The organism is Thiosulfatimonas sediminis (assembly GCF_011398355.1).
Lineage (GTDB): Bacteria > Pseudomonadota > Gammaproteobacteria > Thiomicrospirales > Thiomicrospiraceae > Thiomicrorhabdus > Thiomicrorhabdus sediminis_A.
The window spans coordinates 2,681,270-2,699,766 of the sequence record NZ_AP021889.1 but is presented as its reverse complement, the minus strand read 5'-3'; the positions used below and the strand labels follow the sequence as shown (position 1 = coordinate 2,699,766).

The following is an 18,497-nucleotide window of genomic DNA, read 5'->3' as shown; positions in this document are numbered from 1 at the left end:
AGGGCTAAGATTTAGAGATGGCATAAATACCTTGAGTGTTTAAGGTTAAGTAAGTTACCCCTATTAAAAACAGCAATTGCAAAACATTATTTCAAACCTATTTGCCGTGTTGGCGAGCGTGAAACAAAGCGACCCAGCACAGCACACCGAATTGCTTGGTGACAATAGCGAGATGGACCCACCTGATCCCATACCGAACTCAGAAGTGAAACGTTTCAGCGCCGATGGTAGTGTGGGAGTTCCCATGTGAGAGTAGGTCATCGCCAAGCTTATATCCTAAAAACCGCTGACTCCTTACCGAGCAGCGGTTTTTTTTTGCCTAAAAATTGTTTGATAAAAGAACCTTACGTAATTTGATTTGGATTTATTCTGTATCTTCTTATCATTGAATTTTGTCAAAGTTCACTATGCGTTCGCATCATGCACTTGGCATAAATCGCTTTGAGTTATTTTATCGGCGTGTTAAAACGCGGTTTTTTGGTTTGTAAGCACCGAGTTTTACTTGTTTTATTGGCGTGCTTCTTTTAGATTGTTGGACTTGTTTAAGGAGCAGTTATGATTCTGGCAAAAGGTAACGATAATAGTCTCATCAAAACGATATCAAAATTTCCTTGGATGCTTTTGGTTATCGCTTATTTAGTGCTTGCAGAGCAGTTTGATATTTCATTGGACAACACAATTTATGGGTATGTTTTTATTACCATGTCGATAGTGATTTTGTTTGTTGAGATGATGAAATCGGTCGATATCACTTCGCTTGGTTTTTTTATGGATTTATTTTGGGCGGTTTTGACAGTCATTATTGCGACTACCTTATTAGCCTATCTGTACTTTACGCCTGATAAATCGATTACGTTTTTTCATTGGTTGGGTTATGGAATCATCTTGGCAGATGCTCTGTTGAACCCATTTAACTCTTTCCGTTCTGCGTTACGAAACTTTGATGTAGGGTCTTAAGATGTCGATAGTCAGTAATAGTCTATTAGGTAAAGATACACCTTATTGCGCGCAATATGATTCTTCTTTGTTGTTTCCAATTCCTCGTGCCGAAAAGCGGAAAGAGTTGGACATTGATGAGTTGTCTTTGCCGTTTAATGGATTGGATATTTGGACCGCATACGAGGTCTCTTGGTTGAATCTTAAGGGCAAGCCTGAAGTTCGTATTGCTGAGTTTGGCTTTCAAGTTGATTCACCAAATTTGATTGAGTCGAAATCATTTAAATTGTATTTAAACAGCTTTAACGGGACACGTTTTGCTTGTGAGCAAGATGTTATAGACTTAATGGTTAAGGATTTGTCAGCGGCCTCTGGTGAAATTGTTGGTATTGAGTTTAAATCAATGTCTGGCCATGAACTGTTGTTCGGCGATATGCCAGGTGAAAATTTGGATGTTTTAGATATCGAAGTCGATAGCTATCAGGTTGATGCCGGTTTGCTGCAGACAACAGAAGAGTATGTAGTCGAAGAAACATTGAATAGCCATTTATTAAAGTCCAACTGTTTAGTCACATCGCAACCCGATTGGGGTTCCGTGGTCATTCGTTATACTGGACAGCGGATTGATGAAGCTGGGTTGTTAAAATACATTATCTCTTTCCGTGAGCATAATGAATTTCACGAGCAGTGTGTAGAGCGTATTTTTACCGATATTATGCGTCAGTGTCAGCCAACACAATTAACTGTTTATGCGCGCTATGTCCGCCGTGGAGGTTTGGATATTAATCCGTACCGTTCAAACTTTGAAGATGAATATGATATTTCACGCACGCAGCGTCAGTAGCTTTTGGTCTGCATTCAAGTAGGCATAGAAATACCCATATACTTGCCAGCGTAATTCATTAAAATAGCGCCTCAAAAAACCAATAGGAATACAACGATGCTACCGGGAAACGGAAATTTTAGAAATATTGTTAAAGACACCAATATCACTTCAGACGAAGCCTTGGAGCGTTTTGACTTAAACCTTAATCAGCTCTGTACCTGTGGGATTCCGGCCGAAGAGATGGAATACAAAATGAAAGAGCTTTCGACCTTATCTGCTTGGTTGCAAGAAGCGTTAGAAAAGGGTGAAACCATGCAAAGCTTGCAACCGCGTGCCTCAAAGCTGGCTAAATTGGCGTTTGAATTAGGTTGCTGTCGCGAAGAAGTCGAAGTTTTGATGACAATTTACCCGAAAATGTAATCTCTTTTTAAGCGCACATTTTGACAGCGAGCATTACCTTTTACGCGTAATGCTCGAAACTCTTTCCTTTAATCTATTTGCGCAATTTTGCCAAGAATTTCCTTAATCTTTTCTCTTTGTGGACGATGACTCCGCGGTGCATCAAATGGATCGCCATCACTCAGTGCGCCAGCACAGGTTAAGCGTAAAACATCCGGTTGGTTTGCGGACTGCAAATATAGATGAACATAATCCATCGTAGGGGTTCGATTAGAATCTTTATCGCTGTCACTCGCCATGGCTGGTTGTAATCCAAAATTGGCAAGCATCTGCGGTACAGATTGTGTTGTGCGTTCGGCGACGGCTTCTTCACCAATTCGAACTGCAGTAATTTTAAATTGATCGGCTTGAATCAAGGTCGCTTGTTCCCTTAGCGTTTTAACCTCTAAACGACAATGCGGTTCAAAACGGTCAAATCCATAGCCCGTTATCTGTCCATTTTGTATATAGACTCGTGCACTACCTGCGGGAATGCTCAGAGATTGTTGTAGATTGAAGTGTTCACCCTGCTGAATATCCATCATGTGTTTTGGCGGCGTTAAGCTGCAGGCATTTAGTAACAACACAGCACTTGCAGTCGCCAGAGTGGTGGTCAGTAAAGGGCTAAATAAACGTTGAGTTTTCATGTATCCTCCGCAATGTGAAACCCTATGTGAATACAATCGATTTTCGCGATAAGTGCAATCGGGGCTTTTCAGGAACTGAGACTTATTCAGTGCTCCCCTAAACACGCTAAGCTTTCTAACTCGGCGATGGCTTGTGCTAAAATATTCGACTGATTTTTGTTACTTGCCGCCGGTTGGCTGTGGGTTGCATTAAGGCGACGGTTTAATTATGCCGATTTACGGTTGGGAAAAGAATGGGCGTATGCCGCCAAAGTCGTTGATTGTCAGAAACTAGCCAGAGTTTGCATTATAGGCAAGCCGAATGAATTAACCGAAGTATCTGCTTCATTGTGAGTATCAAATGGATAAAGCCTTTTCAAGCTATGATGTGATTGTGGTAGGTGGCGGACACGCCGGTACCGAGGCGGCGCTTGCTGCAGCGCGCATGGGGCAGAGAACCTTATTGTTGACGCATAATATTGATACCCTTGGGCAGATGTCGTGTAATCCGGCAATCGGCGGAATTGGCAAAGGACATTTGGTTAAGGAAGTCGATGCAATGGGCGGCGCGATGGCGCTGGCGACCGATATGGGCGGGATTCAATTCCGCACGTTGAACGCATCGAAAGGCCCAGCGGTACGTGCTACGCGTGCGCAAGCCGATCGTTTACTGTACAAAGCCGCCATCTTGAAAATGTTACAGAATCAGCCAAACCTAACGCTATTCCAGCAACCGGTGGAAGATATGTTGCTTGAGGGTGAGCAAGTCACCGGTGTGGTGACTAAAATGGGTTTGCGCTTTTACGCGCAAAACGTGGTTCTGACAGCAGGAACGTTTCTTGCAGGTCGTATTCATATTGGTTTACAGAACTACGAAGGTGGTCGTGCGGGTGATGAGCCTGCTAATCGTCTTGCCGCAAAATTACGCGAACTGAATCTACCTGTTGGGCGATTAAAAACTGGCACTCCGCCACGCATAGACGCGAAAACCGTGGACTTCTCAAAGATGCAAATCCAACCGGGTGATGATCCTGCACCCGTGTTTTCCTATATGGGCAACCGTGCTATGCATCCTCAACAGATGCCGTGTTGGATTACCTATACGAATGAGCAGACGCATGAAGTGATCATGAACTCGCTCGATCAATCGCCGATGTATTCCGAACATGGCGAAATTGATTCGGTCGGGCCACGCTATTGTCCATCAATTGAAGACAAAGTGATGCGTTTTGCAGATAAGGATAAGCATCAAGTGTTTATCGAGCCGGAAGGTCTAAATACCACCGAATTGTATCCAAACGGCATCTCAACTAGTTTGCCGTTTGAAACCCAAATTCAGATTGTACGCTCGATGCAAGGCTTGGAGAACGCGCAAATTATGCGTCCAGGTTATGCCATTGAATACGATTTTTTTGATCCACGTGGACTGAAACCGACGCTGGAAACGCGCGCGATTAACGGTCTGTTTTTTGCCGGACAAATTAACGGCACGACCGGCTATGAAGAAGCCGCTGCACAAGGAATGTTGGCCGGTATTAATGCGGCACGTCGCGCGCAAGAAAATGCCCAATGGTATCCAACGCGCGATCAAGCTTACCTTGGTGTGTTGGTGGACGATTTGATTACCATGGGAACAAACGAGCCTTACCGAATGTTCACCTCGCGTGCTGAGTATCGTTTGATGTTGCGTGAAGATAATGCTGACCAGCGACTTACGCCACAAGCGCGTGAAATGGGCTTGATTGATGATGTACGCTGGGCGGCGTTTGAAGCCAAAATGGAAGGTAAAGCGCAAGAGCTAACGCGGCTTAAAGAGACGTGGATTTACCCAACCCATAAGGACGCCAAGCGTGCCGAAGCCTTAATGAACTTGCCACTGAGTAAAGAACAGACCATGTACGATTTGTTAAAACGTCCGAACGTAAGTTATCAGGCGTTGGCCGAACTGGATGCTTTTGGCCAAGGGGTAGACAATCCTCAAGTCATTGAATTGGTTGAGATTGATGCCAAGTATTCTGGCTATATCGCGCGACAGATGGAGCAAATCGACAAGCTTAAACGTGCAGAATCGGTAGATATTCCAGAAGATTTAAACTTTGATCGCATTTCTGGGTTATCTAATGAAGTGAAACAGAAGCTGCGTGATCACCGACCAGCCAATTTAGGCATGGCAGGACGCATTCAAGGGATTACGCCAGCGGCAGTGTCGATTCTGCTAATTGAAATTAAAAAACACCGTTCGCAGAAAAGTATTTAAATAAATGACTCAAAATCCGCTTTCTCATTTACAACCTCAGCTAGAAGCCGCGCTTGAAAACCTTGCGCTGGAGCTTTCCGGTTCTCAAGTCGACGCTTTAATGACTTATTTATCGCTGCTACAGAAGTGGAATAAGGTCTATAATCTCACCGCGATTCGTGACCCGCAAGAAATGTTAATCAAGCATCTGATCGACAGTTTAGCGGTCGTACCGCATATTGATAGCCCTTCGGTCATTGATGTTGGTTCTGGTGGTGGTTTACCTGGCATTCCTTTGGCGATTTGTTTTCCAGATCGACGAATTGATATGCTCGATAGCAACATCAAAAAAACCCGTTTTCTGATTCAAGCCAAGGCCGAATTAGGACTGAAAAATAGCCAAGTTTGGCATAAGCGGGTGGAAGAATATCAGCCAGATCCGCTATACGGCGCAGTGGTTTCACGCGCCTTTGCTTCTTTAGAAGATATGTTTAGCTGGACGAAAGAGTTGCTTCCGCAGAACGGCGTCTGGTGGGCGATGAAAGCGCAAAAAGAAACCGAAGAATTGGCCAATTTACCCAGCTATGCGCACGTTGCAGAGATTATCGAATTGCAGGTACCAGGATTGGATGCGCAGCGCCGCTTAATTAAAGCATTAAAAGTATCGAGCAATTAAAAAGACAGCTTGTGCAACCTGTGTTGTCATTAAGCATCCCAAAAACTAGAGTGAAAGAGTTAAAGGACCTTGTGTGGGTAGAATCGTAGCCATTGCAAACCAGAAAGGCGGAGTCGGGAAAACCACGACCAGCGTAAACCTTGCGGCGGCCTTAGCAAAATTGCAGAAAAAAGTTTTGCTGATTGACTTAGATCCGCAAGGGAATGCCTCGGTCGCGCTGGGGATTGATAAAGATAATGCCGAAATGACGGTTTATGATTTATTGGCCGAAGGCGCCTCAGTTGAAGACATAGTGCTACGCGCTGAACAAGCCGAATTGGATATTTTAGCTGCCAATGGTGATTTGACTGCCGCCGAAATTAAGCTTTTAGAAGAAGAATTGGGCGCAGGCAGATTAGGCGAAGCATTAAAGTCGGTTAAGGCGCAGTATGATGTGATTATCATCGACTGTGCGCCCAGTTTAAATATGTTGACCCTTAATGCATTGGCTGCCGCAGACGGGATCGTTGTGCCGGTGCAGTGCGAATATTTTGCGCTGGAGGGGTTGTCTGCTTTGATGGATACCATTGAAACTGTGCAACGCGAATTGAATCCAAATCTGCATATTGATGGGTTATTGCGCACCATGCATGACCGCCGTAATAATCTTGCCAATGATGTTTCCAATCAATTGGTCACGCATTTTGGAATGAAAGTGCTGCAGTCGATTATTCCGCGCAATGTCCGCCTTGCCGAAGCCCCTAGCTACGGTGAATCTATTTTTGACTACGATAAAAGTTGTCCTGGCGCTTTGGCTTATTTTGCGCTGGCAAATGAATTAATGCGTAAAACGCAAATTTGATTCTAAAAAGGAGTTCTGTGATGAAAAAACGTTCTGGAATGGGCGGACGCGGTCTTACCGCAATGCTTGGCGCAAAACAGAAATCGGAACAAAATGTCAGTGACTTGCGGATTGAAAAGTTACTGGTAGAACAACTCCAGCCCGGTCAATATCAACCGCGCCAACAATTTGATGAGCAGGCTTTAACAGAGTTGGCAGAGTCAATTAAAGTGCAAGGGGTGGTACAGCCGATTGTTGTGCGTCCACTGGATGACGAACTTTACGAGATTATTGCGGGTGAACGCCGTTGGCGTGCATCGAAATTAGCCGGCTTAACTCATGTACCGGTGGTCATTCGTCAGGCGGATGGACAGGCCACTCTCGCGATGGCCTTGATTGAGAATATTCAACGTGAAAACCTCAATCCGATTGAAACCGCGATTGGTTTGCGCCGTTTATTAGAAGAATTTGAACTCACTCAGCAAGAAGTGGCCGAGGCGGTTGGGCGTTCGCGTTCCGCTGTATCTAATTTATTGCGTTTACTAAAGTTGCCGGACTCCATTCAAAGTGCATTGCATGAAGGCAAAATCAGTATGGGTCATGCGCGTACGGTGATCAGTATGCCAGCACCGATTCAAGCGGATTTAGTTGCTAAGGCGATTAAGTATGATTGGTCTGTACGTCAGATGGAAGAAGCGGCGCAAAATGTTTTAGTGCCTAATGCACTTAAATCTGCGGCACAAAAAGTCGTGCTGCCGGATTTTGTGGATAGTCATCAACAAGATCTAGTCAAAAGCCTTTCTGCAAAGGTACAAATCAAACATCAGCAAAACGGGCGCGGCAAAATCGAAATTAGCTATCAAGATGAAGCCGAACTTCAGCGTTTGTATCAGCTGATTTCGAAGAAGCAGGCGTGATTTATAAAAATTTTTTATAGATGGTCATTTGCGGCACTTGAAATCTTCAACCGCTAGATGTGGTAGTCATGTGATTAATAATCACTACACATTGTTGTGTTAATTTTAAAATGACAAAATCAGAGCTTTCAGGCCATATTTTTGAGTCAAAAAAGCTTAAAAATCAGCCTTCTGCGGCTAGCTTTTGAACGCATAAAACATTATCATGTGGCACCGTTTAGGTCAGTTTAAATGACCCGAATCAATTGATTACAAAGGTAAAGAAAGTGAGCGACTCGCCAACCCCGCAAAATGATGAGCATAAACACAAGGCTCCGGGGGCAGCAGCGAACTATTTAATGCTAAGTGCAGGCTCAATCTTTACCTCAATGTTGGTGGCCGGGTTTTTAGTTGGCTATTTTCTGGATTCGCTATTCGACACACGTCCAATATTGATGTTGGCATGTGGTTTATTAGGCTTTATTGGCGGCATCCAGAAAGTAATACGCATAACCCAGCGGTTAGATCACTATGATCCAAAGAGCGGAAAAGATGTTTAAGAATCTTGATGCCGCTTACAAAGTTCAAGGCGTTATCGGAGTTTTAATGGTTGCAATCTTTGCAACCCAAGGCCATGTTTTGGGCGCAGCCTCTGGTTTTGTGATTGGTTTATTGAACATCATTATGTTGCAGTTTACCTTCACCAAAGCCAATAAACGCGCAGCAGAAGACCCAAAAGCAGGCATGCTGATTTTATATATGAGTGCGGTGATCAGATTTATTCTGTTAGCTGTGTTTTTTGTTTTAGGGCTGTCTATTCTCGATCAGAGCGAAGCGTTTCCGGTCATTATCACGTTTGTGTTAATGCAAATCGGACAACTCTTTAATTTGAAAGGGAAAAGACGTTTGACTGACTAAGGAGTAGACCCTTGAGTGCTGAAAAAATGGGTACGGTCGAGTATATCCAACACCATTTGACCAACAATACCATCGGAGAAGGTTTTTGGACTTTCAACATGGACACAATTATTGTCAGCTTTTTACTTGGTGCGCTGATCGTCTTTGTGGCGGCTCGTCTAGGTAAACAGCTTGATACTGGAACCCCTGGTGGTTTCCAGAACTTTGTAGAATCGATTCTTGATTTCGTTGCCACGAATGTTCGTGACGCTTTCCCTGGGCATAACCCATTGATCGCGCCATTGGCTTTGACCATTTTCGTATGGGTTTGGTTGATGAACTTTATGGATTTGATTCCGGTTGATCTATTACCTTGGTTGTTCCAGTTGATCACAGGTGATTCGCACGCTTACTTGAAAGTGGTTCCAACCACTGACTTGAATACGACTCTAGCGATGGCGTTCACTGTATTTGCCTTGATTCTGTATTACAACATCAAGATTAAAGGGGTTGTAGGATTCATTAAAATGTTCCTATTCCACCCATTTGGTAAATTCTTCATCCCAGTAAACGTTGTAATGACGTTGATTGAAGAAGTATCTAAACCACTATCTCTTGCTCTGCGTTTGTTCGGTAACATGTTCGCAGGGGAATTGGTATTCCTACTGATCGCATTGATTGGTGGAACTCTAGCAGTGGGTGCCGCTGCCCTATTCTGGGCGCCACTACAAGTGTTGCTTGATTTTGGCTGGTTGATTTTCCACTTGTTGGTTATCACGCTACAAGCATTCATCTTTATGGTGCTCACAATTGTTTATCTAGGTATGGCACACGACGAAGGTCACTAATCCCTAGCTAGGCAATAAAGAAGTCAGGTAGCTCTCTTAGGAGGGTTACCAAAAAGGGTTTAAGCGCACCTACTTGAGTTTTCAAATGAATACCTAAGTAAAAAGCTTTTTTTAACTATTAACTTTTCTAACTTTAAACTTTGGAGAAAATCGATGGAAGTAACTGCTACTATGATCGCTGATATCTACGCTGCAACTGCAATTGGTGTAGGTGTTATCTTGGCTGCTGCTGGTTTGGGTTCAGCAATCGGTTGGGGTCTAATCTGTTCTAAGACTCTTGAAGGGATTGCTCGTCAACCTGAAATGCGTCCTGCACTGATGACAAACATGTTTATCTTCGCTGGTCTTATGGAATCTTTCCCATTCATTATCCTAGCTTTCGCAATGTGGTTCCTATTCGCTAACCCATTCGTTGGTGCGTTGACTGCTGCGTTGGGTGCTTAATCCACCGCGTAGACACTGCAACTAATTAATTTTTTAATTATTAACGAATGGCGAGGTAACCACTGTGAGTATTAACGCAACGCTTCTCATCCAGATTATCGCTTTTGTGCTATTAATCTGGTTTGTGAACAAAGTGCTGTGGGGCCCACTTTCGAAGTTAATGGAAGAACGTCGCAAAAAAATCGCCGACGGTCTTTCTGCTGCTGAGAAAGGTAAGCATGAGTTAGAGCTAGCTGAACAAAAAGCCAAAGAAGTGCTTAAAGAAGCGAAAGCTCAAGCTCAGAATGTACTAAGTCAAGCTGAAAAGCGTGGTTCTGAAATCGTAGAAGATGCGAAAGTAAAAGCTACCGAAGAAGCTGACCGTATTAAAGCTTCCGCCCAAGCAGAAATAGAGCAAGAAGTAAGTCGTGCAAGAGAGCAACTACGCAAAGAAGTTGCATCAATTGCTGTTTCTGGTGCAGAGAAAATTCTGAATAAAGAAGTTAATGCTGCTGCGCATAACGACATGCTAGAAGCCCTAGTAAAACAAATCTAAGGGTAAGACTCTATGGCAGAATTAATGAAAATCGCAAGACCTTACGCTGAAGCGGTTTTTGCCCTTGGTAAAGAAGAGCAAAGCCTTGCAGCTTGGTCAGAGCAACTAGCAAACCTTGCGCTAATCACCAGTGATTCAGCAATGCAAGCGATGTTAGAAGATCCATCACGCTCTGTTGCAGAGGTAATCTCTGTATATGCAGCCGTTATGGGTGATGGTCTGACTAATCAAGGCAAGCAATTGTTAACCGTTATGGCCGACAACAAACGTCTTGTCGCTTTGGCTGAAGTTGCTGAGCAATTTGAAGCCTTAAAAGCCGCAGACGAGAAACGTGTTCGCGCGATCGTTGTTTCAGCTTTCGACGTAACGGAAGAGCAGAAGAATAAATTAAGTGCTGCTTTAAATGCTAAGTTTGATGCCGATGTAGAAATCAATTACGAAGTGGATGCTTCACTGATTGGCGGCATTAAAATTAAAGTTGGTGATTGGGCATTAGATGGCTCGGCACTGGCACAGTTAAACAAACTTGGCGCAGCAATCGCCCAATAATGGAGAGGAACAAACATGCAATTGAATGCCTCTGAAATCAGCAGCTTGATCAAAGACCGCATTGCCGGTTTTGACGGTGCAGCTGAGTCTGGCAGCGAAGGAACAGTCGTTAGCATCGCCGATGGTATCGCACGAGTTCACGGCGTTTCAGACGTAATGTATGGTGAGATGGTTCAATTTGACGAGAAAACCTTCGGTATGGCGCTTAACCTTGAGCGTGACTCTATCGGTGTGGTTGTTCTTGGTGAATTCAAACACATTTCGGAAGGTGACAAGGTAACTTGTACCGGACGTATTTTAGAAGTCCCTGTTGGCCCAGAAATGATGGGTCGTGTTGTAGACGGTTTAGGCCGCGCTATCGACGGTAAAGGTTCAATCGAAACGAAAGTCACTTCACCAATCGAGCGTATCGCTCCTGGTGTTATCGACCGTCAATCAGTTGACCAACCAATGATGACAGGTATCAAGTCTATCGATTCGATGATTCCAGTTGGCCGTGGCCAGCGTGAGCTAATCATCGGTGACCGTCAGACAGGTAAAACGGCAATCGCTATCGATGCGATCATTTCGCAAAAAGACACAGGTGTAAAATGTGTTTATGTTGCGATGGGTCAAAAAGCATCTACGGTCAACAACGTTCGTCGTAAGCTAGAAGAAACTGGCGCTATGGCAAACACCGTTATCGTTGCAGCGAACGCGTCTGATCCAGCGGCACTTCAATACCTAGCGGCTTACGCTGGTTGTGCGATGGGTGAGTATTACCGTGATCGTGGTGAAGATGCACTTATTATTTATGATGATTTGACCAAGCAAGCGCAAGCTTACCGTCAAATCTCTCTATTACTTCGTCGTCCACCAGGTCGTGAAGCATTCCCTGGGGATATCTTCTACCTTCACTCACGTCTACTAGAGCGTGCTGCTCGTGTAAACGCGGACTACGTAGAACGTTTCACTAACGGTGAAGTAAAAGGTAAGACCGGTTCTTTGACTGCTCTACCAATTATTGAAACGCAAGCAGGTGACGTATCTGCATTCGTTCCTACCAACGTTATCTCGATTACTGATGGTCAGATCTTCCTTGAAACAGCAATGTTCTCTCAAGGTATCCGTCCTGCAGTGAACGCAGGTCTATCTGTATCACGTGTTGGTGGTGCGGCTCAGACTAAAGCGATCAAGAAACTTGGTGGTGGTATCCGTCTTGACCTAGCTCAGTACCGTGAATTGGCAGCATTTGCTCAGTTCGCTTCTGACCTAGATGCAGTGACTAAAGCCCAATTAGAGCGTGGTAAACGTGTTACTGAGCTGATGAAGCAAAAGCAATTCGCACCACTAACTATCGCTGAAATGGCAGCATCGCTATTCGCGGCAAACGAAGGTTTCTTAGATGACGTAGAAGTCAACAAAGTACTTGCGTTTGAAGCTGGTATGCATGCACACCTAAACTCTGCAAAAGCTGAACTTGTTGCTAACATCAACGATGGTGGCAAATGGAACGACGATATCGCTGCTGAACTAAAAGCGGGTATCGAAGAGTTCAAAACAAACGGCGTTTACTAAGAGTTAAGGAGTAGGCCATGGCAGGCGGTAGTAAAGAAATACGAGCCAAAATTGGCTCCGTAACGAATACCAAAAAAATCACCAAAGCCATGGAAATGGTTGCGGCGTCTAAAATGCGTAAAGCGCAAGCTCGCATGGAAGCGACTCAGCCATACGTCGAAAAAGTGAAGAGAGTAATCAGCCACGTAGCGGCAGCTCACCCTGAGTATAAGCATCCTTATACTCAGACTCGTGAGACTGTTAAGCGCGTTGGTCTAGTTGTGATCTCTTCTGATCGAGGTCTTTGTGGTGGTTTAAACTCAAACTTATTCCGTAAAATTTTGCCAAAAATGAAAGCTTGGCAAGAAGCCGGTGTTCAGGTTGAACTTGCTTTAGTCGGTAATAAAGCGAAAACATTCTTCCGTTCTTACGGTGGCAATGTGGTCGCTTCTGTTTCAGACTTAGGCGATACGCCTCACATTGAGGACCTAGTGGGTACAGTTAAGGTTGTTTTAGATAAATTTGATGCTGGTGATTTGGACGAAGTTCACATCGCATCAAACAATTTCGTAAACACCATGTCGCAAGACCCAACTGTATCGCAACTTGTTCCATTGCAAGCTGAAGAGAAACAAGACGCTTCTCGTTGGGATTACCTCTACGAGCCAGATGCGAAGACCGCGCTGGATCTACTAATGCGTCGTTATGTTGAAGCAACCGTTTTCGGTGCCGTTGTTGAAAACGCAGCTTGTGAGCAAGGTGCTCGTATGGTTGCAATGAAAAGCGCAACCGACAACGCTGGCGAAATGATCAAAGAATTGAAGCTGTCTTATAACAAGGCGCGTCAAGCTGCGATCACGGCTGAAATTTCAGAAATCGTTGCTGGTACAGCGGCTGTATAAGTTTGAAAGTTTCAATAAAAGGTTAAAGATTATGAGTGGAAAAATAGTACAAGTAATCGGCGCAGTTATCGACGTCGAGTTTAAAGGTGCTGATTTACCAAATATCTATGACGCGTTGATTGTTGATGAGACTGGTCTTACGATCGAAACTCAACAGCAGATCGGTGATAACACTGTTCGCGGTATCGCGATGGGTTCATCTGACGGTCTTAAACGTGGTATGGCTGTTAAAAATACTGGCGAAGCGATTTCTGTACCAGTAGGTAAAGCAACACTGGGTCGTATTTTCGACGTTCTTGGTAACGCGATTGATATGGCTGGTCCAGTAGAAGCAGAATCAAAAATGTGTATTCACCGTACAGCTCCGGCATTTGACGAGCTAGCGGCATCACAAGAGCTTCTAGAAACAGGTGTTAAAGTTATCGATTTGATCGCTCCATTCGCTAAGGGTGGTAAAGTTGGTCTATTCGGTGGTGCTGGTGTTGGTAAAACCGTTAACATGATGGAATTGATCCGTAACATCGCGATCGAGCATTCTGGTTACTCAGTATTTGCTGGTGTTGGTGAGCGTACTCGTGAAGGTAACGACTTCTACCATGAAATGGATGAGTCAGGCGTACTTGATAAAGTTGCATTGGTTTACGGTCAGATGAACGAGCCACCAGGAAACCGTCTACGTGTTGCGTTGACGGGTCTAACGATGGCTGAATATTTCCGTGATGAAGGTCGCGATATTCTGTTCTTCGTAGATAACATCTACCGTTATACACTTGCTGGTACTGAAGTATCTGCACTTCTAGGTCGTCTACCGTCTGCGGTAGGTTACCAGCCTAACCTAGCTGAAGAGATGGGTCAGGTTCAGGAGCGTATCACTTCAACTAAAACGGGTTCGATCACATCAATCCAAGCGGTATACGTACCTGCGGATGACTTGACTGACCCTGCGCCAGCAACCACGTTTGCTCACTTGGATGCAACTGTAGTACTTAACCGTGGTATCGCGGAACAAGGTATCTACCCTGCGATTGATCCATTAGACTCAACGTCACGTCAGCTAGACCCACAAGTTGTTGGTCAAGAGCACTATGACGTAGCACGTAACGTTCAGCAAACGCTACAACGTTATAAAGAGCTTAAAGACATCATCGCAATCCTAGGTATGGATGAGCTTTCAGAAGAAGACCGTAACTTAGTTGCGCGTGCTCGTAAGATGCAACGTTTCTTCTCTCAACCATATTTCGTAGCGAAAGTTTTCACTGGTGAAGATGGTCGTTATGTTCCACTGAAAGAAACAATCCGTGGATTCAAAATGATCGCTTCTGGTGAGCTAGACGATATTCCTGAAAAAGCGTTTATGTACGCTGGGGACATCGACGAAGTTCTAGAGAAAGCGAAAAAATATCAAGGGTAATAAATTATGGCAGTCTCAATGCAAGTAGATGTTGTTAGTGCGGAAGGTCTGATCTTCTCTGGTAAAGCAGAGCAAGTTTTCGCACAGGCTGCCGATGGTGAAGTAGGTATCCTACCTCACCACACCCAGTTTTTGAGCTCGCTAAAACCGGGCGCGGTTCGTGTTATTTCTGGCGACGAAGAAGGCATCTTCTACGTCAACAGCGGCATCATTGAAATCCAACCAAGTGTTGTGACTATCCTTGCGGATACAGCGGTACGTGCGGCGGATCTTGATGCAGCCAAAGCTGCAGAAGCTAAACGCGAAGCGGAAGAAGCCATGGCGAATGCGAAATCTGAAACCGACATTGTACGTGCTCAGATTGAACTCGCAGAAGCGGTTGGCCAAATTCAAGCACTTACGAAACTTCGTGATCGCTTGCAAAAGACTGGGATGGCATAATTGTTACCCCTGTAATGAAAAGCGGGCCTTGTGCCCGCTTTTTTTTTCTTTGTTGATTTATATTTGTGCGGCTTGCCGGCAATTTCTTCTTCAAGGACGTGTCGTGTAGGCGACTACACTTATTTACTTTTCCTTGGCCTTGCACCACAATCCATCACAAAAAAATCTAACAATGATTTAGATAAATTTATTTGTTTAAATTCATGCGCATTAAAATAAGTGCTTATCAATTTAGGCAAAATTAACGAGTGGAATTTTCTATGGCATTAAAAGTTGTGATTTTGGCTGCGGGTAAGGGTACTCGTATGCGTTCTGCGTTACCGAAAGTATTACAGCCGTTAGCGGGTCAGCCGTTACTGCAGCACGTGGTCAATACTGCACATCAATTAAACGCCGCACAGGTTTTAACGGTGGTCGGGCACCAGTCTCATCTTGTTGAGGCCGCGATGGCCGATCAAAACATTGATTTTATCAGTCAGTACGAACAACTTGGTACCGGGCATGCTGTGCAGCAAGCAGTGCCGCAAATCGCTGATCATGATACCGTACTAATTTTATACGGCGATGTTCCGCTTACGGCTAAATCGACACTGGATGATTTACTCAGCTTAGTCAGTGATGCGCACCCTTTAGCGTTGTTGACCATCAATTTCGCCAACCCGACTGGCTATGGTCGAATACTCCGAGATCAGCATTTTGCTGTGCAAGAGATTGTTGAACAAAAAGATGCCTCTGCCGAGCAATTGAAAATTCAGGAAGTGAATACTGGGATATTAGCTGCGAAAGGCGCCCACCTGAAAAATTGGCTGTCGCGATTGCAATCAAACAACGCACAAGGGGAATTTTATCTGACCGATATTATTGCCATGTGTGTCGCCGATGGCTTTACCGTTCAAACGACTCAACCACAAGCGGAAATCGAAGTGTTAGGCGTGAATGATAAGCGCCAACTGCAATCATTGGAACGCCAGTATCAGCGTCTTTTAGCGGATGAGCTCATGGAGCAGGGTGTGACTCTAATTGATGCTTCTCGCTTAGATATTCGAGGTGTCTTGCAGGTTAAACAAGATATTCAAATTGACGTAAATGTTGTTTTTCAAGGGGTGGTCTGTCTGGCTGAGGGCGTCCAAATCGGTGCGAATTGCGTACTAAACAATGTGACTGTGGGTGCGGGAACTGTGATTCACCCGTTTAGCCATCTGGAAGATTGTGTGGTTGGTAAGCATGTTCATATTGGTCCTTATGCACGCCTGCGCCCGGGGACTGAATTAGCGGATAACGTGCGTATCGGTAATTTTGTCGAAACCAAAAAAGCCAAAATCGGTCAGGGCTCTAAAGTCAATCACCTCAGTTATGTCGGCGATACTTTAATGGGTGCAGGTTGCAATATCGGTGCTGGAACAATTACCTGTAACTACGATGGCGTCAATAAACACCAAACTCTGATTGGCGATAATGTCTTTGTCGGTTCAGACACTCAGTTAGTCGCACCGGTTCAGATTGCCGATGGTGCAACTATTGGTGCCGGTTCAACCATTACTAAAGACGCTCCAGCTGAACAACTCACTCTGTCGCGCGCCAAACAGATAACGATTAAAAGCTGGCAAAAGCCGACTAAAAAATAGATTTAAACAGTAATCACTTCAATTTACTGAATGATAAAAGGATGTCATTAATGCAATATTTATCGATTGATCCAGAAAAGTGTGATGGTCTACGTGATTTTATGCAGCTAAAGGGCTGGCAGCTTACCCATCAAGATGTCGGACAGACTGAACTGTGTGGTTATGGTTATGTGATTAAATGGGAAAAAGACGGCGCGAAGGTGCTTTTGCAATACGAAGATCGTCAAGGTAAAGCCATGGCCAATATCGAACTTTCACCTAGCGCTCGTAGTGACATTGACGCCTATCTTGCTGCTTAAGTTCTATCGCTATGTCAAAGAAACTGCAAGCCTATATCGACCTTACCCGTTTTAACCGTCCCATCGGCACCTACCTCGTTCTTTGGCCGGCATTATGGGCGCTTTGGTTAGCGGCTGACGGCGTGCCCGATTTATGGATTTTGACGGTGTTTGTACTGGGTGCTTTTTTAATGCGTTCCGCCGGCTGTGTTATCAACGATTACGCCGACCGTCATTTCGACGGTCATGTTCAACGTACCTGTTGCCGGCCTTTGGCAACCGGCGCGATTTCCGAGAAAGAAGCCTTAAGTTTCTTTGTCGTACTTTGCATCATTGCTTTTGGCTTGGTGTTAACGCTGAATACCCTAACGATTCTGCTGTCGTTCGGTGCGGTCTTTCTTGCTGCACTCTATCCGTTTATGAAACGCCATACGCATTGGCCACAAGCCTTCTTAGGGGCGGCCTTTGCTTGGGCAATTCCGATGGGCTTTGCGGCGGTCACGGGTGAAGTATCGGTTGCTGCATGGCTTGTTTTTGCAGCCACTATGATTTGGTCTTTGATTTACGATACCGCCTATGCGGTCGGTGATATGCAGGACGACTTGAAAGTGGGCATCAAATCCACCGCGATTCTCTTTGGTGACAAAATCGTCGGTTGGATCGCCTTTTTCCAACTGATTATGCTCTCTTTGCTCATCTCAATGGGTTGGGCATTTGAACTGCAAGCCCCCTATTATTTGAGTCTTTTGGTCGTCGGCTGGTGGTTTGCCAGTGACCTCGAGAAAATCGTCACCCGCTGTCCGAAAGACGCTTTTCAAGTCTTCCTTAACAACCACTGGATTGGGGTGATTGTCCTAATCGGTATTATCAGTGATTTTGCCCTGCGCTACGTCTGAGTTTTGTGCGTTTCGGGTCACACCTTGTGCGTTCTCAATTTTAAAAATTCGCGGTGTATTACTGCAACATTTGGCTTTTGGGTATTGAAAGATCTTGGCCCAGATTCCAGTCGGCGTTGTCGAGAGCTTGGTTGAGAATTTTCAGCAGCGGGCCGGTTAAGTCTGGGTGAAATGGCAATACGAGCCCTTTACCTTGATTTGGTTCCAGCATAAATGCCGCTAGACTGGGTTTGTGTAAATCCTGAAAGCGAATTTTAGCTAATAAGACAGGGTCTTCGCCCAGAGGAAACTCCGGATTTTCAGGGGGTTCGTAATCGCTTAAAAAATCCCCTTGCTGTTGCCGTTGCTCTTTTCGCTGGTCATTTTGCGCGGTTTCGTCATGATCAAACAGATAGTCGCCAGTGCTTGGATGGAGTCCGTGAAGCGAGGGTAGCAATAGTTTACAGAAGCGGCGCGTTACCCAAGCGAGATAGACATGATCGTTGAGGGTTTTAAATTTTAAGAGTATTCTGTCTTCCAGTGGTTGGTAAGTGGCTTGAATTTGATTTATTTGGTCGCTCACTATTGCTCAGTCCAAAGTCTGTTTCGGGGGCACTATTGTATCAAACTGACTTGTTAAAACAGTGTTTTGCATTTTTTTTGCTGTGCTTTGCGGCGAATAGCTCTGTATGGGCGAACCAT

General features: G+C 44.8%; 22 protein-coding genes and 1 rRNA gene. 21 read left to right on the top strand and 2 right to left on the bottom strand.

What is annotated here, in order from left to right:
• Window positions 1-154: 154 nt before the first annotated feature.
• The 4 genes from rrf to HRR27_RS12670 all read left to right on the top strand — a co-directional run bounded on the left by rrf (window position 155) and on the right by HRR27_RS12670 (window position 2,182).
• Window positions 155-269: ribosomal RNA gene (gene rrf, locus HRR27_RS12685) — 5S ribosomal RNA — on the top strand.
• Window positions 270-555: 286 nt separating this feature from the next.
• Window positions 556-957: a hypothetical protein gene (locus HRR27_RS12680; RefSeq protein WP_173274178.1), complete on the top strand. Its 402-nt coding sequence runs from the start codon at window positions 556-558 to the stop codon at window positions 955-957.
• A gap of 1 nt (window position 958) precedes the next feature.
• Window positions 959-1,780, top strand: coding sequence for an NADPH-dependent 7-cyano-7-deazaguanine reductase QueF (gene queF, locus HRR27_RS12675; protein ID WP_173274177.1), 822 nt, complete (start codon window positions 959-961; stop codon window positions 1,778-1,780).
• A gap of 96 nt (window positions 1,781-1,876) precedes the next feature.
• Window positions 1,877-2,182, top strand: a complete 306-nt coding sequence (locus tag HRR27_RS12670) for a hypothetical protein (protein WP_173274176.1) — start codon at window positions 1,877-1,879, stop codon at window positions 2,180-2,182.
• Between the two features lie 68 nt (window positions 2,183-2,250).
• Here HRR27_RS12670 and HRR27_RS12665 read toward each other — a convergent pair whose 3' ends face one another.
• Window positions 2,251-2,847 carry a hypothetical protein gene (locus HRR27_RS12665; protein WP_173274175.1) on the bottom strand — a complete coding sequence of 199 codons (597 nt, stop codon included), beginning with the start codon at window positions 2,845-2,847 and terminating at the stop codon, window positions 2,251-2,253.
• Between the two features lie 340 nt (window positions 2,848-3,187).
• On the opposite strand from HRR27_RS12665, the gene mnmG reads away from it, so the two are divergent.
• The 17 genes from mnmG (at window position 3,188) to ubiA (ending at window position 17,816) form a co-directional block, all read left to right on the top strand.
• Window positions 3,188-5,083 carry a tRNA uridine-5-carboxymethylaminomethyl(34) synthesis enzyme MnmG gene (gene mnmG, locus HRR27_RS12660; RefSeq protein WP_173274174.1) on the top strand — a complete coding sequence of 632 codons (1,896 nt, stop codon included), beginning with the start codon at window positions 3,188-3,190 and terminating at the stop codon, window positions 5,081-5,083.
• 4 nt (window positions 5,084-5,087) lie between these two features.
• Window positions 5,088-5,738, top strand: a complete 651-nt coding sequence (gene rsmG / locus HRR27_RS12655; protein WP_173274173.1) for a 16S rRNA (guanine(527)-N(7))-methyltransferase RsmG — start codon at window positions 5,088-5,090, stop codon at window positions 5,736-5,738.
• Between the two features lie 73 nt (window positions 5,739-5,811).
• On the top strand, window positions 5,812-6,579 hold the full coding sequence (locus tag HRR27_RS12650; RefSeq protein WP_173274172.1) for a ParA family protein: 768 nt from the start codon (window positions 5,812-5,814) through the stop codon (window positions 6,577-6,579).
• A gap of 20 nt (window positions 6,580-6,599) precedes the next feature.
• Window positions 6,600-7,475, top strand: coding sequence for a ParB/RepB/Spo0J family partition protein (locus HRR27_RS12645; RefSeq protein ID WP_243830849.1), 876 nt, complete (start codon window positions 6,600-6,602; stop codon window positions 7,473-7,475).
• A gap of 266 nt (window positions 7,476-7,741) precedes the next feature.
• Window positions 7,742-8,014 carry an AtpZ/AtpI family protein gene (locus HRR27_RS12640; RefSeq protein ID WP_173274171.1) on the top strand — a complete coding sequence of 91 codons (273 nt, stop codon included), beginning with the start codon at window positions 7,742-7,744 and terminating at the stop codon, window positions 8,012-8,014.
• The gene (locus tag HRR27_RS12635) at window positions 8,007-8,372 is read left to right on the top strand and encodes an ATP synthase subunit I (RefSeq protein ID WP_173274170.1); all 366 of its coding nucleotides are present in this window, start codon (window positions 8,007-8,009) and stop codon (window positions 8,370-8,372) included. Before HRR27_RS12640 ends, HRR27_RS12635 begins: the two co-directional genes overlap by 8 nt.
• 11 nt (window positions 8,373-8,383) lie before the next feature.
• A complete protein-coding gene (atpB, locus tag HRR27_RS12630; RefSeq protein WP_197905415.1) occupies window positions 8,384-9,199 on the top strand; it encodes a F0F1 ATP synthase subunit A in 816 nt (271 codons plus the stop codon).
• Between the two features lie 153 nt (window positions 9,200-9,352).
• A complete protein-coding gene (gene atpE, locus HRR27_RS12625; protein ID WP_029408615.1) occupies window positions 9,353-9,643 on the top strand; it encodes a F0F1 ATP synthase subunit C in 291 nt (96 codons plus the stop codon).
• 64 nt (window positions 9,644-9,707) lie between these two features.
• Window positions 9,708-10,178, top strand: a complete 471-nt coding sequence (locus HRR27_RS12620; protein ID WP_173274169.1) for a F0F1 ATP synthase subunit B — start codon at window positions 9,708-9,710, stop codon at window positions 10,176-10,178.
• Between the two features lie 12 nt (window positions 10,179-10,190).
• Complete coding sequence (locus HRR27_RS12615) at window positions 10,191-10,727, top strand: F0F1 ATP synthase subunit delta (RefSeq protein ID WP_173274168.1); 537 nt, start codon at window positions 10,191-10,193, stop codon at window positions 10,725-10,727.
• Between the two features lie 15 nt (window positions 10,728-10,742).
• Window positions 10,743-12,284, top strand: a complete 1,542-nt coding sequence (gene atpA / locus HRR27_RS12610; RefSeq protein WP_173274167.1) for a F0F1 ATP synthase subunit alpha — start codon at window positions 10,743-10,745, stop codon at window positions 12,282-12,284.
• 17 nt (window positions 12,285-12,301) lie between these two features.
• Window positions 12,302-13,165 (top strand): F0F1 ATP synthase subunit gamma, encoded by an 864-nt coding sequence (gene atpG, locus HRR27_RS12605; protein ID WP_173274166.1) that lies wholly within the window; start codon window positions 12,302-12,304, stop codon window positions 13,163-13,165.
• 28 nt (window positions 13,166-13,193) lie between these two features.
• Complete coding sequence (atpD, locus tag HRR27_RS12600; RefSeq protein ID WP_173274337.1) at window positions 13,194-14,576, top strand: F0F1 ATP synthase subunit beta; 1,383 nt, start codon at window positions 13,194-13,196, stop codon at window positions 14,574-14,576.
• A 6-nt stretch (window positions 14,577-14,582) separates the two neighbouring features.
• Window positions 14,583-15,017 (top strand): F0F1 ATP synthase subunit epsilon, encoded by a 435-nt coding sequence (locus HRR27_RS12595; RefSeq protein WP_173274165.1) that lies wholly within the window; start codon window positions 14,583-14,585, stop codon window positions 15,015-15,017.
• A gap of 260 nt (window positions 15,018-15,277) precedes the next feature.
• Window positions 15,278-16,642, top strand: coding sequence for a bifunctional UDP-N-acetylglucosamine diphosphorylase/glucosamine-1-phosphate N-acetyltransferase GlmU (gene glmU, locus HRR27_RS12590; protein WP_173274164.1), 1,365 nt, complete (start codon window positions 15,278-15,280; stop codon window positions 16,640-16,642).
• Window positions 16,643-16,692: 50 nt separating this feature from the next.
• Window positions 16,693-16,941, top strand: a complete 249-nt coding sequence (locus HRR27_RS12585; RefSeq protein ID WP_173274163.1) for a hypothetical protein — start codon at window positions 16,693-16,695, stop codon at window positions 16,939-16,941.
• 11 nt (window positions 16,942-16,952) lie between these two features.
• Window positions 16,953-17,816, top strand: a complete 864-nt coding sequence (gene ubiA, locus HRR27_RS12580) for a 4-hydroxybenzoate octaprenyltransferase (RefSeq protein ID WP_173274162.1) — start codon at window positions 16,953-16,955, stop codon at window positions 17,814-17,816.
• 58 nt (window positions 17,817-17,874) lie between these two features.
• Here ubiA and HRR27_RS12575 read toward each other — a convergent pair whose 3' ends face one another.
• Window positions 17,875-18,378, bottom strand: coding sequence for a hypothetical protein (locus tag HRR27_RS12575; protein WP_173274161.1), 504 nt, complete (start codon window positions 18,376-18,378; stop codon window positions 17,875-17,877).
• Between the last annotated feature and the right edge of the window lie 119 nt (window positions 18,379-18,497).

Coding starts and splice junctions, on each gene's coding strand:
- HRR27_RS12680 (WP_173274178.1), top strand. CDS start 556: ATGATTCTGGCAAAAGGTAACGATAATAGTCTCATCAAAACGATATCA.
- queF (WP_173274177.1), top strand. CDS start 959: ATGTCGATAGTCAGTAATAGTCTATTAGGTAAAGATACACCTTATTGC.
- HRR27_RS12670 (WP_173274176.1), top strand. CDS start 1,877: ATGCTACCGGGAAACGGAAATTTTAGAAATATTGTTAAAGACACCAAT.
- HRR27_RS12665 (WP_173274175.1), bottom strand. CDS start 2,847: ATGAAAACTCAACGTTTATTTAGCCCTTTACTGACCACCACTCTGGCG.
- mnmG (WP_173274174.1), top strand. CDS start 3,188: ATGGATAAAGCCTTTTCAAGCTATGATGTGATTGTGGTAGGTGGCGGA.
- rsmG (WP_173274173.1), top strand. CDS start 5,088: ATGACTCAAAATCCGCTTTCTCATTTACAACCTCAGCTAGAAGCCGCG.
- HRR27_RS12645 (WP_243830849.1), top strand. CDS start 6,600: ATGAAAAAACGTTCTGGAATGGGCGGACGCGGTCTTACCGCAATGCTT.
- HRR27_RS12635 (WP_173274170.1), top strand. CDS start 8,007: ATGTTTAAGAATCTTGATGCCGCTTACAAAGTTCAAGGCGTTATCGGA.
- atpE (WP_029408615.1), top strand. CDS start 9,353: ATGGAAGTAACTGCTACTATGATCGCTGATATCTACGCTGCAACTGCA.
- HRR27_RS12615 (WP_173274168.1), top strand. CDS start 10,191: ATGGCAGAATTAATGAAAATCGCAAGACCTTACGCTGAAGCGGTTTTT.
- atpA (WP_173274167.1), top strand. CDS start 10,743: ATGCAATTGAATGCCTCTGAAATCAGCAGCTTGATCAAAGACCGCATT.
- atpG (WP_173274166.1), top strand. CDS start 12,302: ATGGCAGGCGGTAGTAAAGAAATACGAGCCAAAATTGGCTCCGTAACG.
- HRR27_RS12595 (WP_173274165.1), top strand. CDS start 14,583: ATGGCAGTCTCAATGCAAGTAGATGTTGTTAGTGCGGAAGGTCTGATC.
- glmU (WP_173274164.1), top strand. CDS start 15,278: ATGGCATTAAAAGTTGTGATTTTGGCTGCGGGTAAGGGTACTCGTATG.
- HRR27_RS12585 (WP_173274163.1), top strand. CDS start 16,693: ATGCAATATTTATCGATTGATCCAGAAAAGTGTGATGGTCTACGTGAT.
- ubiA (WP_173274162.1), top strand. CDS start 16,953: ATGTCAAAGAAACTGCAAGCCTATATCGACCTTACCCGTTTTAACCGT.